This window comes from Amycolatopsis sp. NPDC045836 (assembly GCF_056431745.1).
Genome location: NZ_JBWKKF010000004.1, coordinates 126,445 through 139,669, shown reverse-complemented (window position 1 = coordinate 139,669; position 13,225 = coordinate 126,445). Strand labels below are relative to the sequence as shown.

General features: G+C 73.0%; 14 protein-coding genes and 1 pseudogene. 12 read left to right on the top strand and 3 right to left on the bottom strand.

All coding sequences use genetic code 11. From position 1 onward, the window contains the following. Positions 1–3: 3 nt before the first annotated feature. The 6 genes from AC07EG_RS08065 to AC07EG_RS08040 all read left to right on the top strand — a co-directional run bounded on the left by AC07EG_RS08065 (position 4) and on the right by AC07EG_RS08040 (position 6,744). Positions 4–1,968, top strand: coding sequence for an acetyl/propionyl/methylcrotonyl-CoA carboxylase subunit alpha (locus tag AC07EG_RS08065; protein ID WP_478252295.1), 1,965 nt, complete (start codon positions 4–6; stop codon positions 1,966–1,968). A 2-nt stretch (positions 1,969–1,970) separates the two neighbouring features. Further along, complete coding sequence (locus AC07EG_RS08060) at positions 1,971–3,134, top strand: acyl-CoA dehydrogenase family protein (RefSeq protein WP_478252613.1); 1,164 nt, start codon at positions 1,971–1,973, stop codon at positions 3,132–3,134. 15 nt (positions 3,135–3,149) lie between these two features. Then, on the top strand, positions 3,150–3,986 hold the full coding sequence (locus AC07EG_RS08055) for an SDR family oxidoreductase (RefSeq protein WP_478252294.1): 837 nt from the start codon (positions 3,150–3,152) through the stop codon (positions 3,984–3,986). A 5-nt stretch (positions 3,987–3,991) separates the two neighbouring features. Then, complete coding sequence (locus AC07EG_RS08050; protein WP_478252293.1) at positions 3,992–4,651, top strand: TetR/AcrR family transcriptional regulator; 660 nt, start codon at positions 3,992–3,994, stop codon at positions 4,649–4,651. Between the two features lie 63 nt (positions 4,652–4,714). Beyond that, positions 4,715–4,978, top strand: coding sequence for a hypothetical protein (locus AC07EG_RS08045; protein WP_478252292.1), 264 nt, complete (start codon positions 4,715–4,717; stop codon positions 4,976–4,978). A gap of 515 nt (positions 4,979–5,493) precedes the next feature. Next, positions 5,494–6,744 (top strand): GGDEF domain-containing protein, encoded by a 1,251-nt coding sequence (locus tag AC07EG_RS08040; RefSeq protein ID WP_478252291.1) that lies wholly within the window; start codon positions 5,494–5,496, stop codon positions 6,742–6,744. 3 nt (positions 6,745–6,747) lie between these two features. Here the strand turns inward: AC07EG_RS08040 and AC07EG_RS08035 are convergent, their stop codons facing one another. Then, positions 6,748–7,194, bottom strand: coding sequence for a nucleoside deaminase (locus AC07EG_RS08035; protein WP_478252290.1), 447 nt, complete (start codon positions 7,192–7,194; stop codon positions 6,748–6,750). A gap of 5 nt (positions 7,195–7,199) precedes the next feature. Beyond that, the gene (locus AC07EG_RS08030; RefSeq protein WP_478252289.1) at positions 7,200–8,312 is read right to left on the bottom strand and encodes an epoxide hydrolase family protein; all 1,113 of its coding nucleotides are present in this window, start codon (positions 8,310–8,312) and stop codon (positions 7,200–7,202) included. A 56-nt stretch (positions 8,313–8,368) separates the two neighbouring features. Here AC07EG_RS08030 and AC07EG_RS08025 point away from each other — a divergent pair, with 56 nt between their 5' ends. Then, entirely contained in the window at positions 8,369–9,316 is a 948-nt protein-coding gene (locus AC07EG_RS08025) for a helix-turn-helix transcriptional regulator (protein WP_478252612.1), read from the top strand. 43 nt (positions 9,317–9,359) lie between these two features. Here the strand turns inward: AC07EG_RS08025 and AC07EG_RS08020 are convergent, their stop codons facing one another. After that, a complete protein-coding gene (locus tag AC07EG_RS08020; protein WP_478252611.1) occupies positions 9,360–9,908 on the bottom strand; it encodes a TetR/AcrR family transcriptional regulator in 549 nt (182 codons plus the stop codon). Between the two features lie 217 nt (positions 9,909–10,125). Here AC07EG_RS08020 and AC07EG_RS08015 point away from each other — a divergent pair, with 217 nt between their 5' ends. The 5 genes and pseudogenes from AC07EG_RS08015 (at position 10,126) to AC07EG_RS07995 (ending at position 13,213) form a co-directional block, all read left to right on the top strand. Next, entirely contained in the window at positions 10,126–10,878 is a 753-nt protein-coding gene (locus tag AC07EG_RS08015) for an SDR family oxidoreductase (protein ID WP_478252288.1), read from the top strand. Continuing rightward, complete coding sequence (locus tag AC07EG_RS08010) at positions 10,875–11,657, top strand: SDR family oxidoreductase (protein WP_478252287.1); 783 nt, start codon at positions 10,875–10,877, stop codon at positions 11,655–11,657. The genes AC07EG_RS08015 and AC07EG_RS08010 overlap by 4 nt, the downstream gene beginning before the upstream one ends. Positions 11,658–11,950: 293 nt before the next feature. Further along, the gene (locus tag AC07EG_RS08005; RefSeq protein ID WP_478252286.1) at positions 11,951–12,133 is read left to right on the top strand and encodes a hypothetical protein; all 183 of its coding nucleotides are present in this window, start codon (positions 11,951–11,953) and stop codon (positions 12,131–12,133) included. Next, positions 12,133–12,789: pseudogene (locus tag AC07EG_RS08000) on the top strand (carboxyl transferase domain-containing protein); the annotation flags it as partial. The gene AC07EG_RS08005 and the pseudogene AC07EG_RS08000, both read left to right, overlap by 1 nt. Before the next feature lie 76 nt (positions 12,790–12,865). Continuing rightward, positions 12,866–13,213: a carboxyl transferase domain-containing protein gene (locus tag AC07EG_RS07995; RefSeq protein ID WP_478252285.1), complete on the top strand. Its 348-nt coding sequence runs from the start codon at positions 12,866–12,868 to the stop codon at positions 13,211–13,213. Positions 13,214–13,225 lie beyond the last annotated feature (12 nt).

Below are 13,225 nucleotides of genomic sequence, written 5' to 3'. Positions count from 1 at the left end.
GAGATGATCGAGAACCTGCTTGTCGCCAACCGCGGGGAGATCGCCCGCCGGGTGTTCCGCAGCTGCCGTGACGCCGGTATCGGCACGGTCGCGGTGTTCTCCGACGCCGACGCGGACGCCCCGCACACCGCCGAGGCCGACGCCGCGGTGCGCCTGCCCGGCAACGCGCCGTCGGACACCTACCTGCGTGCCGACCTGCTGATCGAGGCCGCCACCCGTGCCGGGGCCGACGCGGTCCACCCCGGCTACGGCTTCCTGTCGGAGAACGCCGCCTTCGCCCGCGCCGTGCTCGACGCCGGGTTGACCTGGGTGGGGCCGCCGCCGGAGGCCATCGAGACGATGGGCTCGAAGGTCGAGTCGAAGCGGCTGATGGCCGCGGCCGGGGTGCCGGTGCTCGCCGAACTCGATCCCGAAGAGGTGACCGAGGCCGATTTCCCGTTGCTGGTCAAGGCGTCCGCCGGTGGTGGCGGGCGCGGGATGCGGGTGGTGCGCGCGCCGGGTGAGCTGGCCGCCGCGGTGGAAAGCGCCCGTGCCGAAGCCGCTTCGGCCTTCGGTGACCCGACGGTGTTCTGCGAGCGCTACCTGGAAACCGGGCGGCACATCGAGGTGCAGGTGCTCGCGGACGGCCACGGCACGGTGTGGGCGCTGGGCGAGCGGGAGTGCTCCATCCAGCGGCGGCACCAGAAGGTGGTCGAGGAGGCGCCGTCGCCGATGGTCGGCGCGGCCATGCGCGAGGAGCTGTTCGAAGCGGCCCGCAAGGCGGCCAAGGCGATCGGCTACGTCGGCGCGGGCACGGTCGAGTTCCTCGCCGGTCCCGGCGGCCGGTTCTACTTCCTGGAGATGAACACCCGGCTGCAGGTGGAGCACCCGGTCACCGAATGCGTCACCGGCGAGGACCTGGTCGCCCGCCAGCTCCGGATCGCCGAGGGCGACCGGCTGCCCGCCGATCCCCCGCGGTGGACCGGGCACGCCATCGAGGTCCGCCTGTACGCCGAGGACCCGGCGGCGGACTGGCAGCCGCAGAGCGGCACGCTGCACCGGTTCGCCGTGCCGGGGGTGGACGCGCAGTTCCGCGTCCCGGCCGGTTTCGGGCTGCGGCTGGATTCCGGGGTGGCCGCTGGCTCGGTGGTCGGCGTGCACTACGACCCGATGCTGGCCAAGGTGATCGCCTGGGGCCCCGACCGCGCTTCGGCGGCGCGGCGGCTGGCCACCGCGCTGGCGGGTACCCGCATCCACGGCGTCCGGACCAACCGCGACCTGCTGGTGAACGTGTTGCGGCACCCGGCTTTCCTGGCCGGTGACACCGATACGGCCTTCTTCGCCACCCACGGCCTGGACACGCTGTCCCGGCCGCTCGCCGACGCCGAGACCACCCGGATCGCCGCACTGGCAGCGGCCCTGGCGGGAGCCGCCGGGAACCGCCGGGCCGCGACCGTGCAGGGCCGGTTGCCCGGTGGCTGGCGCAACGTGCGCTCGGCCCCGCAGCACAAGCGGTTCGCTTCGGGTGGTGCCGAGTTCGACGTGCGGTACGTGCTCGGCCGCGCCGGGCTGCGGGCCGAGGAACACCCGGGTGCCGAACTGGTGTCCGCGCGACCGGATCGGGTGGTGCTCGACCTCGGGGGCGTGCGCCGGAGCTTCGAGGTCGCCCGCTACGGCGACCGCGTGCACGTGGATTCCGCGCTCGGGCCGGTGGTGCTGGAGGCGGTGCCGCGCTTCGCCGATCCGTCGGCGGCGCTGGCCGCGGGTTCGCTGGTCGCGCCGATGCCCGGCAACGTGGTGCGGATCGCGGTCGGCGCGGGGGAGCGCGTCGAGGCCGGGGCACCGCTGCTCTGGCTGGAGGCGATGAAGATGGAGCACAAGATCACCGCCCCGGCGGCCGGGGTGGTCGCCGAACTGCCCGTCGAGGTCGGACAGCAGGTCGAACTGGGCACCGTGCTCGCGGTGGTGCAGGAGGAGGAGCCGGGATGACGATGAACTTCACCGAACCGGAAGAGCGGATCGCCCTGCGCAAGGCGGTCCGCGAACTGGGCAAGAGCTACGGCCACGAGTACTACCTCGGCAAGGCGCGCTCGGGTGGCAAGACCAAGGAGCTGTGGGACGAGGCCGGGCGGCTCGGTTACCTCGGCGTGTCGGTGCCGGAGGAGTTCGGCGGCGGCGGCGCGGGCATCGGCGACCTCGCCGCGGTCTGCGAGGAACTGTGCGCCACCGGCACCCCGCTGCTGCTGATGGTGGTGTCCCCGGCGATCTGCGCCACGGTGATCGCGCGGTACGGCACCGAGGAGCAGAAGGAGCAATGGCTGCCCGGGTTCGCCACCGGTCAGGTGCGGATGGCCTTCGCCATCACCGAACCCGACGCCGGGTCCAACTCGCACCGGATCACCACCACCGCGCAGCGGGCCGCTGGCGGGGGAGGCTGGGTGCTCAACGGCCGCAAGGTCTACATCTCCGGGGTCGACGAGGCCGACGCGGTGCTGGTGGTCGGCCGCACCGAGGACGCCAGGACCGGCAAGCTCAAGCCCGCGTTGTTCATCGTGCCCACGGACACCCCCGGCTTCGAGTACCGCGAGATCGAGATGGACCTGGTCTCCGCGGACAAGCAGTTCGGGTTGTTCATGGACGACGTGAAGCTGCCGGCGTCGGCGCTGGTCGGCTCGGAGGACGCGGCGATCGCGCAGCTGTTCGCCGGGCTCAACCCCGAACGCATCATGGGTGCGTCGTTTTCGCTCGGCATCGCCCGGTACGCACTGGACAAGGGCGTGGCCTACGCCAAGGAACGCCAGGTGTGGGGCACGCCGATCGGCGCCCACCAGGGCCTGGCCCACCCGCTCGCCCAGGTCAAGATCGAGCTGGAGCTGGCGAAGCTGATGACGCAGAAAGCCGCCGCGCTCTACGACGCCGGCGACGACTTCGGTGCCGGGGAGGCCGCGAACATGGCCAAGTACGCCGGGGCCGAGGTCGCCATCCGCGCGGTCGACCAGGCCGTGCAGACCCACGGCGGCAACGGGCTGGCCTCGGAGTACGGGCTGGGCACGCTGCTGGCCGCGGTCCGGCTGGGGCGGATCGCGCCGGTGAGCCGGGAAATGGTGCTCAACTTCGTCGGGCAGCACTCGCTCGGCCTGCCGAAGTCCTACTGAGTCACACTGAGAGGGGTGACCGTGTCTCTGTCCGGGAAGACCATCGTCATGTCCGGCGGCAGCCGGGGCATCGGTGAGGCGATCGCGCTGCGCGCGGCGGCCGACGGCGCGAACGTGGCGCTGATCGCGAAGACCGCCGAACCGCACCCGAAGCTGCCCGGCACCATCCACACCGCCGCCGAGGCGATCGAGGCGGCGGGCGGGCAGGCGCTGCCGATCGCCGGCGACATCCGCGACGACGAGTCGGTGGCCGCCGCGGTCGAGCAGGCGGTGGCGCGCTTCGGCGGCATCGACATCGTGGTGAACAACGCCAGCGCCATCGACCTGACGCCGACCGAGCCGATCAGCATGAAGCGCTACGACCTGATGCAGGACGTCAACGCACGCGGCTCGTTCCTGCTGTCGAAGCTGGCGATCCCGCACCTGCGCCGGGCGGAGAACCCCCACGTGCTCACCCTGTCCCCGCCGATCAGCCTGGACCCGAAGTGGTTCGAGGCCGGGCACCTGGCCTACAGCATCGCGAAGTACAGCATGAGCCTGGTGACCGTCGGGCTGGCCGCGGAGCTGCGGGCGGACGGCATCGCGGCGAACTCGCTGTGGCCGCGCACCACCATCGACACCGCGGCCATCCGCAACGTGGTCGGCGCGGAGCTGGCCAACCGCTCGCGCACGCCGGAGATCATGGCCGACGCCGCGTACGCGATCCTGACCAAGCCGAGCCGGGAGACCACCGGGAACTTCTTCCTCGACGACGAGGTGCTCGCCGCCGAGGGCGTCACCGACTTCTCGAAGTACCGCATCGCCGGACAGGAGCCGGACCTCCAGCTCGACCTGTGGGTGGAACCGGCCTGAGCACCATGCGCGAACCACAGCAGGAGCGGAGCCGGACCACCCGGCGGCGGCTGGTCGAGGCCGCCGTCGAGTGCCTGGCCACGCGGGGCTGGCACGGCACCACGGTGGCGATGGTGGCCGAGCAGGCCGGGGTCTCCCGTGGTGCCGCCCAGCACCACTTCCCGACCCGCGAGGACCTGGTGGTCGCCGCGGTGGAGCAGGTGGGGGAGGTGCAGCTGGCCGAACTGCGGCGGCACGTGGAACTGCTGCCGGGTGGCCCGTCCCGCGCCGAGGCGGTCGCCGAGATGCTGCTGAACCTCTACACCGGCCCGATGTTCCGCGCGGCCCTGCAGCTGTGGGTGGCGGCTTCCACCGACGAGAAGCTGCTGGCCGTGCTCGCGCCGCTGGAGGCGCGGGTCGGCCGGGAGGCGCACCGGGTCGCGCTGGAACTGCTCGGTGCCGACGAGTCCCGGCCGGGGGTCCGGGAAACCGTGCAGGCCACGCTGGACCTGGCCCGGGGGCTCGGCCTGGCGAACCTGCTCAGCGACGACGCCCGGCGGCGGCGCCGGATCGTGCGCCAGTGGGCCCGGATGCTGGAGCCCGCGCTCGCCGGGACCCTGCCGGAACGGGCGGGAACCAGAACCGGGAACCAGAACACTGTGAAATCCGTCTCACCAACTGGCTAACGCTTTCGGACCAACGTTCGATAGCCAAGTAACAGAGGGTTACATATCCAGGGGGACAGTCTGATGTCCGAGCAAAGTGACGAACTGAGCCATCGCGCCTTGGCCATGCTCCGCGCCGTGGCCGAGCAGCGGGCGATGATGTCCGGCAGCTGCGAGCCCGACCTGTTCATCGACGGCTTCGCCTGCTGCGACCAGGTCACCGCGCACGCACTGGCGCACGGCGGTTACCTCCGCCCGGCCGAGGCCGCGCTGCCCGGCAGCCGCGTCCGCGCCGAACTCACCCCGGCGGGCTGGGCCGTGGTCGGCGGCACCGTCGCCGCCGCCTGAGCTCCACCCACCGGTTCCCTTTGCCTTTCAGCGCCGCGGGGCCTCGCCCGCCCGTCCGGCCCGCACCCGATGCCGGCCAGGCCGCGGCACTGAGGCCAGCACTCGCACGGGGGTCGCCCGGCTGGTCACCACACGCACCGGCTTCCCGGCGGCAGACACCTCGCCGCCGTGCCCCCGGCTGGGCACCTCGCCGCCGTGCGCCCGGTGGCTCGCCCTTGGGCTTGGCTGGTGTGCCTGCCGCGATGAAGTTCAGCGTTGTCTGCTGAGAGGCTGGAGGCCGCACACGGGTCCTGCGCCGCCGCCCCACGTCGAGCCCTTCGGCGGCACCGGCTTCCCTGCGCCGCTCGCCCTCAGCGGGCACCGGTACCCCCGGCGTGGGTCGGGGGCTCGGCCGAGCACGCGGCCGTCACCAAGATCCCGGTGCTCGCGCGCCCCCCGAAACCCGGCTCGCCGTTGGGAGCGGTTCGTGCTCGTTGCGTGGCCGGGGTTCCGCCGATTGCCCGAGTCATTCCGGGATGAACAGTGGTTTCCTTGACGAGGTGGAGGGGGAGGGGTCCCGGTCCGGCTGGGAACCGTTCGGGGTGTTCGCCGTCGGCCGCTGGCGGCTGTGGCGGCTGCCCGACCGGTTGCTCGTCGGTTACGTGCTCGCGGTCGACCTGGCCGCGCTCACCGGCACGGCCGCGGCCTTCCACCAGCTGCCGGTGCCGCCGGGCGACTGGCGTCCGTTCTGGACCCTGCTCGCCTGCTGCCTGCTCTACGTCGAGGTGTCGCGGTCGATCGAACGCAGCCGCGCCGAACTGCTCGACCGCCCGCACATCGACCTCAACTCGGTCTGGATGTTCGCCGCGGCGCTGCTGCTGCACCCCGGCCTGGCCGCGGTGGTCATCGCCGTCTCCTTCGCCTACCGCTGGCTGCGCGTGCGCCACCGGCCGGTCTACCGCCAGACCTTCAGCGCCGCCGCCTCGATCGTGGCGGCGTTCCTGGCGAACCTGGTGCCGTTCGCACCGCGGGAGTTCGCCATCTTCGCCGCCGCCCTGCTCTACGGGCTGAGCAACACCGCGCTGATCACCTTCGCGGTGCACCGCAGCCGCCCCGGCACGCGGTTGCGCGAGGCGATGTTCTCCCCGGCGGAGTACGCGCTCGAAGCGGCGACGATCGGGCTGGGCGTGCTGCTGGCCTGGGCGCTGGTGGACTGGCCGCCGGTGCTGGTGCTGATCCTGGGCGTGACCCTGGTGCTGCACCGGAGCACCCTGGTCCAGCAACTGCGCGAGCAGGCCGAAGCCGACGGCAAGACCGGCCTGCTCAACGCCGTGCGGTGGACCGAGATCGCCACCGCGGAACTGGCCAGGGGCGTCAGGCGCGGCCTGCCCGCCGGGGTGCTGATGCTGGACCTCGACCACTTCAAGGTGATCAACGACCGGCACGGGCACCTGGCGGGCGACCGGGTGCTGCTGGCGGTGGCCGCGGCGTTGCGGGCCGAGGTGCGTGCCGCCGACGTGCTGGCCCGGTTCGGCGGTGAGGAGTTCGTGATCCTGCTGCCGGCCACCAACCGGTTCGACGCGGTCACCATCGCCGAGCGCATCCGCCACCGGGTGGCCGCGCTGACCATTCCGGTGGCGGGCGGCGAAATCGGCATCACCGTCTCGATCGGCGTGGCGGCGCAGCCCCGCGACGGCCACACCCTCGACCTGCTGATCGCCGCCGCGGACCGGGCGCTGTACGTGGCCAAGGAAGCGGGCCGGGACCGGGTGCGCACCATGCCGTGACGCCTATTCCCGCCCGATGTCCTCAAACCACAGCTCCGGCCGCGCGGCGATGAACTCGCGCATCAGTTCCGTGCACGCCGGGTCGTTCAGGACGCTGATCGCCACGCCGTGCTCGGCGAGCCAGTCGTGCCCGCCGTGGAAGGTTTCGGCCTCGCCGATCACCACGCGGCCGATGCCGAACTGGCGCACCAGCCCCGAGCAGTACCAGCACGGCGAGAGCGTGGTCACCATCACCGTGTCTCGGTAGTGCGGGCGGCGGCCCGCGTCGCGGAACGCCGCGGTCTCCGCGTGCATCGATGGATCACCGTCCTGCACGCGGCGGTTGTGCCCCCGGCCGAGCAGCTCACCGTCCACGGTGAACAGAGCGGCGCCGATCGGCACCCCGCCCCCGGCCCCGCCGCGGCGGGCTTCCTCCCTGGCCACGGCCAGCATGCTCTCCTCGTCCAGCATGCCGGTCACCCTAGTGCGCGGAAGAACTCCCGGATGTCCGCCGCCAGCAGGCCGGGGGCCTCCATCGCGGCGAAGTGCCCGCCGCGGTCGTATTCGGCCCAGTGCACGACGGTGTGCTCGCGTTCCACGGTCCGCCGGATCGACACGTCGTTCGGGAACACCGCGACCCCGGTCGGCACCGCCGACTTCTCCGCCGCACTCCACGCGCCCGCGTGCGCGGTCTCGTGGTACAGCCGGGCGGACGACGCGGCGGTGCCGGTCAGCCAGTAGAGCGTGACGTTGGTGAGCAGCCGGTCGCGGTCGACGGCCTCCTCCGGCAGCTTCGCCGCCGGATCGGTCCATTCGAAGAACTTCTCCACGATCCAGGCCAGCTGCCCCGCCGGGGAGTCGGTGAGCCCGAACGCCAGCGTCTGCGGGCGGCTGATCTGGATCATCGCGTACCCGGACTGCTCGGCTTCGAGGTAGGCGAGCCGGTCCACCCTGGCCTGCTCGGCCTCGGTGAGCACCTCGTCCGGTCCCGGCGGGGTGAACGCGGTCAGGCCGTTGCAGTGCACGCCGATGACCCGGCCGGGGACCAGCCGGGCGATCTCCGGCGAGACGATCGCGCCGGTGTCCCCGCCCTGCACGCCGAACCGCCGGTAACCGAGCCGGTCCATCAGCTCGACCCAGGCGCGGGCGATCCGCGGCGAGGTCCAGCCGCTCTCCGTGGTCGGCCCGGACAGCCCGAACCCCGGCAGCGACGGCACCACCAGGTGGAATTCGCCGCTCAGCAGGTCGATCACGTCCAGGAACTCGACGATCGAGCCGGGCCAGCCGTGGGTGAGCAGCAGCGGCGTGGCGTCCGGGTTTCCCGACCGCACGTGCAGGAAGTGCACCCGCTGCCCGTCGATCTCGGTGGTGAACTGCGGGTGGGCGTTCAGCTCCCGCTCCGCCGCGCGCCAGTCGTACCCGGTGCGCCAGTACTCGGCCAGCTCCCGCAGGTAGGTCACCGGCACGCCCTGCGCCCAGCCGACGCCGGGCAGTTCGTCCGGCCAGCGGGTGCGGGCGAGCCGCGCGCGCAGGTCGTCGAGGGCGGCTTCGGGGAAGTCGAGGCGGAACGGCTTGATCTCTTCGCTCATGGTCCCCAAGCTAGGGGGCATTCAGGACAGGTTGTGTCCTCGGTGGAAAGGTGACCATGAAGACTTCGGCCAGGGTGCTGCGCCTGCTGGCGTTGCTGCAGGTGCGCCGCGAGTGGGCGGGGGCCGAACTCGCCGCCCGCCTCGGGGTGGACGTGCGGACCGTGCGCCGGGACGTCGACCGCCTGCGTGAGCTGGGTTATCCGGTGCGCTCGTCGCCGGGGGTGACCGGCGGGTACCGGCTCGGCGCCGGGGCGGCGCTGCCGCCGTTGCTGCTGGACGACGACGAAGCCGTGGCCGTCGCGGTCAGCCTGAGCACCGCGGCCGGCGGCACGGTGACCGGGATCGAGGAGTCCTCGCTGCGGGCGCTGACCAAGCTCGACCAGGTGCTGCCCGCCCGGCTCCGGCACCGGGTGCACGCGGTGCGCTCGGTGACCCTGCCGCTGGCCGGGGGCGTTTCGGCGGTCGAACCCGCCCGGCTGACCGTGCTCGCCGCCGCCTGCCGCGACACCGAACGGCTCCGGTTCGCCTACGCGGCCGCCGACGGCACGGCCACCGAACGCCGGGTCGAACCGCTGAAGCTGGCCTGCACCGGGCGCCGCTGGTACCTGCTCGCCTGGGATGTCGGCAAGGCGGCCTGGCGCACCTTCCGCGTCGACCGGATCACCGACGAACCGCGTGCCGCCGGGCGGTTCACCCCGCGTGAACCGCCCGCCGACGACCTCCGCGCCTACGTCACGCGTCAGCTCTCGGACGCGCCCTACCGGTACCACTGCCGGGTGAAGCTGCACGCGCCCGCCGAGCAGGTGGCCGAACTGGTCGGCGCGTCCATCGGCGAGGTCGAGCCGATCGACGAGCACAGCTGCCGGTTGCACGCCGGTGGCGCCCGGCTCGAGGAAATCCCGTTCTACCTGGCCAGGTTCGGCTGCGACTTCGAGGTGGAGGACCCGCCGGAGCTGGCCGCGCACGTGCGTGAGCTGGCCGCGCGGTTCACCCGGGCTGGCTGACCGACCGCTTAGTATGTCATCCTGTGGCCGTGCGGACCCCTCGTCAGCGCTTGGCGCCCAGCATGCCGAGCACCAGGCCGGCGTACTCCCGGCCGAGTGCGGTGGGTGACTTGCGCATCCGGTCGCTGTACCAGCGCGCCACGTCGACGCCGAGGGAGAGCACCGCCCTGGCGGCGGTGCGCGGCTCCGGCACGGTGAACTCGCCGGACGCCACGCCCTCGGTGATCAGTTCGCGGACCAGTTCCTCGATGCGCCGCCGCAGCCTGCCGACCTCTTCGTACTCGGCCTCGGGCAGGGCCTGCAGTTCATACTGCACCACCCTGGCCACGGTGTGCCGCCGCGCGTGCCAGGCGACGAAGTCCTCCACCAGCGCGACCATCTTCTCGGTGGCCGGAGCCTGCCGGGCCACCACGCGCTCGACCAGCAGCAGCGTCTGCTCGTGGCCGTACTTGCTGATCGCGAACAGCAGCGCCGCCTTCGACGGGAAGTGCACGTACAGCGCCGCCGGGCTCATCCCGGCGCGCCCGGCGATGTCCCGGGTGGTGGTGGCGTGGAACCCGCGGCGCGCGAAGGACTCGACCCCGGCCAGCATCAGCCGCCGGGCCGCGTCGGGCTGCACGTCGGGCCACAGTTCGGCGGGCAGTTCGGCAGGCAGTTCGGCAGGCTCGGCGGACACCGCGCCGTCCGGCTCGCTCGGCACGCTCATCGCGGCAACCTCCCCGATCGTGGCGGGCTTGACAGGCCGCCCACCGCTTCGCATTGTAAGCGAGCGCTTAGCTCGCTGTTCGGCTGACAAGGGAGACCACACAGTGAACTCGTTGAAGGACCGGGTCGCGATCGTCACCGGCGCGAGCCGCGGCATCGGCCTCGGCATCGCCCGCACCCTGGTCGAGCGCGGCGCCAAGGTGCTCATCACCGCGCGCAAGCCGGAACCGCTGGCCGAGGCCGTGCGGGAACTGGGCGGGCCGGACCACGCCGTGGCGGTGCCCGGCAAGGCCGACGACCCGGCGCACCAGGCCGAGGCGGTCGCCACCGCGGTGGACACCTTCGGCAGCCTCGACATGCTGGTCAACAACACCGGCATCAACCCGGTCTACGGCCCCACGCTGGACATCGATCCCGAGGCGGCGGCGAAGATCCTCGCGGTCAACGTGCTCGCGCCGCTGGCGTGGACCCGGCAGGCGCGGGACGCGTGGATGGGCGAGCACGGCGGTTCGGTGGTCAACGTGGCCTCGGTCGCCGGGCTGGGGGCCTCACCGGGCATCGGCATGTACGGCATCAGCAAGGCCGCGCTGATCCGGCTGACCGTGGAACTCGGGGCCGAACTGGGGCCGGGTATCCGGGTCAACGCGGTGGCGCCCGCCGTGGTGAAGACCAAGTTCGCCACCGCGCTCTACGAAGGCCGCGAAGAAGAGGTTTCCGCGGCCTACCCGATGAAGCGGCTCGGCCTGCCCGAGGACATCGCGGGTGCGGTCGCCTTCCTGCTCTCGGACGAAGCGGGCTGGGTCACCGGCCAGACCATGGTGCTCGACGGGGGCCGCACGCTGGTCGGTGGCCTGTGAGCGCCGGACTGGCCGACGCCGGGATCGTCGTCACCGGGGGTGGCGCCGGCATCGGCGCCGCGATGGCGCGGCGGTTCCGGGCCGAGGGCGCCCGGGTGGTCGTGGCCGACCTGAACGGGGAAGCGGCCGCCGCGGTCGCCGAGGAGATCGGCGGCACCGCGTTCGCCGGTGACGTCGCCGAAGCGGACGGCGTGCAACGGCTCATCGAGCACGCGCGGGCAGCGCTCGGCGAGATCGACGTCTTCTGCGCCAACGCCGGGATCGCGCCGCTGGGCGGGGTGGACAGCGCCGAAGAGGCGTGGGCGGCGGCCTGGGAGGTCAACGTGATGGCGCACGTGCGGGCGGCCGGCGCGCTGCTGCCCGCCTGGCTCGACCGCGGCCGGGGCCGGTTCGTCGCCACGGTGTCCGCCGCGGGCCTGCTGACCAGCCTGGGTTCGGCGCCGTACTCGGTGACCAAGCACGGTGCGCTGGCCTTCGCCGAATGGCTCAGCGCGACCTACCGCCACCGCGGCATCGACGTGCACGCGGTCTGCCCGCAGGGCGTGCGCACGAACATGCTGGCCAACACCGGCAAGGGCGGGCAGTTGCTGATGGGCGCGTCGGCGATCGAGCCGGAGCAGGTGGCCGACGCGCTGGTGGAGGCGATCGAGGCCAAGCGGTTCCTGGTGCTGCCGCACCCCGAGGTCGCCGGCTACTACGCCGCCCGCGCCACGCAGACCGATCGCTGGCTGGGCGGGATGAACAAGCTGCAGCGGAAGGTCGAAGCGCTGGAGGGGTGAGATGACCGGCGACTGGCGCCCGGAGGCCGGGAAATCGCCCGGCGGCGCGAACTGGCCCACCGCATGGGCGGGGAGGCCAAGATCGCCCGCTAGCACGCCGCCGGGCGGCTCACCGTGCGCGAGCGGATCGAGGCACTGGCCGATCCGGGCAGCTTCGACGAGATCGGCGTGCTCGCCGGGTTCGGCGAGTACACGGAGGACGGTGAGCTGACCGGGTTCACCCCGGCCAACTTCGTCTGCGGACCGCCCGCCTCGACGGCCGCCGGGTTGCGCTCGGCGCGGACGACTTCACCGTGCGCGGTGGCGCGGCCGACGCGGGCATCATCGGCAAGCAGATCCACGCCGAGCAGCTGGCGAACGAACTCGGCATGCCGCTGGTGCGGTTGATCGAGGGCACCGGCGGTGGCGGCAGCGTGAAGTCGCTGGAGGGCTTCGGGTTCACCTACGTGCCCGTCAACCGGGCTGGGACCTGGTAGTGGACAACCTCTCCGCGGTACCGGTGGTCTCGGCCTGCCTCGGCCCGGTCGCCGGGCTCGGCGCGGCGCGGGCGGTGATGTCGCACCTGTGCGTGCTGGTCGAAGGGGCCGGGCAGCTGTTCGCCGCCGGGCCGCCACTGGTCCGGCACGCCACCGGCGAGGACCTGTCCAAAGAGGAGCTGGGCGGGGCGGCGGTGCACCGGCGCAGCGGTGCGGTCGAGCGGATCGTGCGCAGTGAGGCCGAGGCGTTCGCGGTGATCAGGGCCTTCCTGTCCTACCTGACGTCCAATGTGGACTCGCTGCCGCCGGTGGGGCCGGTTTCCGGCGACCCCGCCAGGGCCGAGGAGGGCCTGCTTTCGCTGGTGCCGCGTGACCGGCGCAAACCGCACCGGTTGCGGCCGCTGCTGGACGCGGTGTTCGACGAGGGCTCGGTGTTCGACCACGCCTGCTACGGCGGCTCGGCCTGCACCGGGCTGGCGCGGCTGGCCGGGCACCCGGTCGGCGTGCTGGCCACCGACCCGTACCGCGGGGCGACGCTGACCGCCACGGGGGCCGACGCGATCACCCGGCTGGTCGACCGGTGCGAGACCTTCCACCTGCCGCTGGTCAGCCTGACCGACCAGGCGGGCATGGTGATCGGCCTGGCGGGGGAGCGGCGGGGCTCGATCCGCCGCGGCGCACGGGCGATCACCGCGGTCTACCAGGCGGGGGTACCTCGCGGCCGAGGTGATCGTGCGGCGGGTGTTCGGCGTGGGCGGCGCCGGGATGACCAACCGGCACCGCCTGGTGCGGCGCTGGGCGTGGCCGTCGGGGGACTGGGGTTCCCTGCCGGTCGAGGGCGGCATCGAGGCCGCCTACCGCGCCGAACTGGAGGCCGCCGAGGACCCGGGCGCGCTGCTGGCGCAGCTCCGCGAGCGGCTGGACCGGGTGCGTTCGCCGTTCCGGACGGCGGAGCGGTCCGGCGTGGAGGACGTCATCGACCCCCGCGAAACCCGGGCCCGCCTGTGCGACTGGGTCACCGACGCCTACCGCGTCCTGCCGAGGCTGCTCGGCCGCCCGTCGTTCGGGGTACGCCCCTAGGCAGCTGTCGTT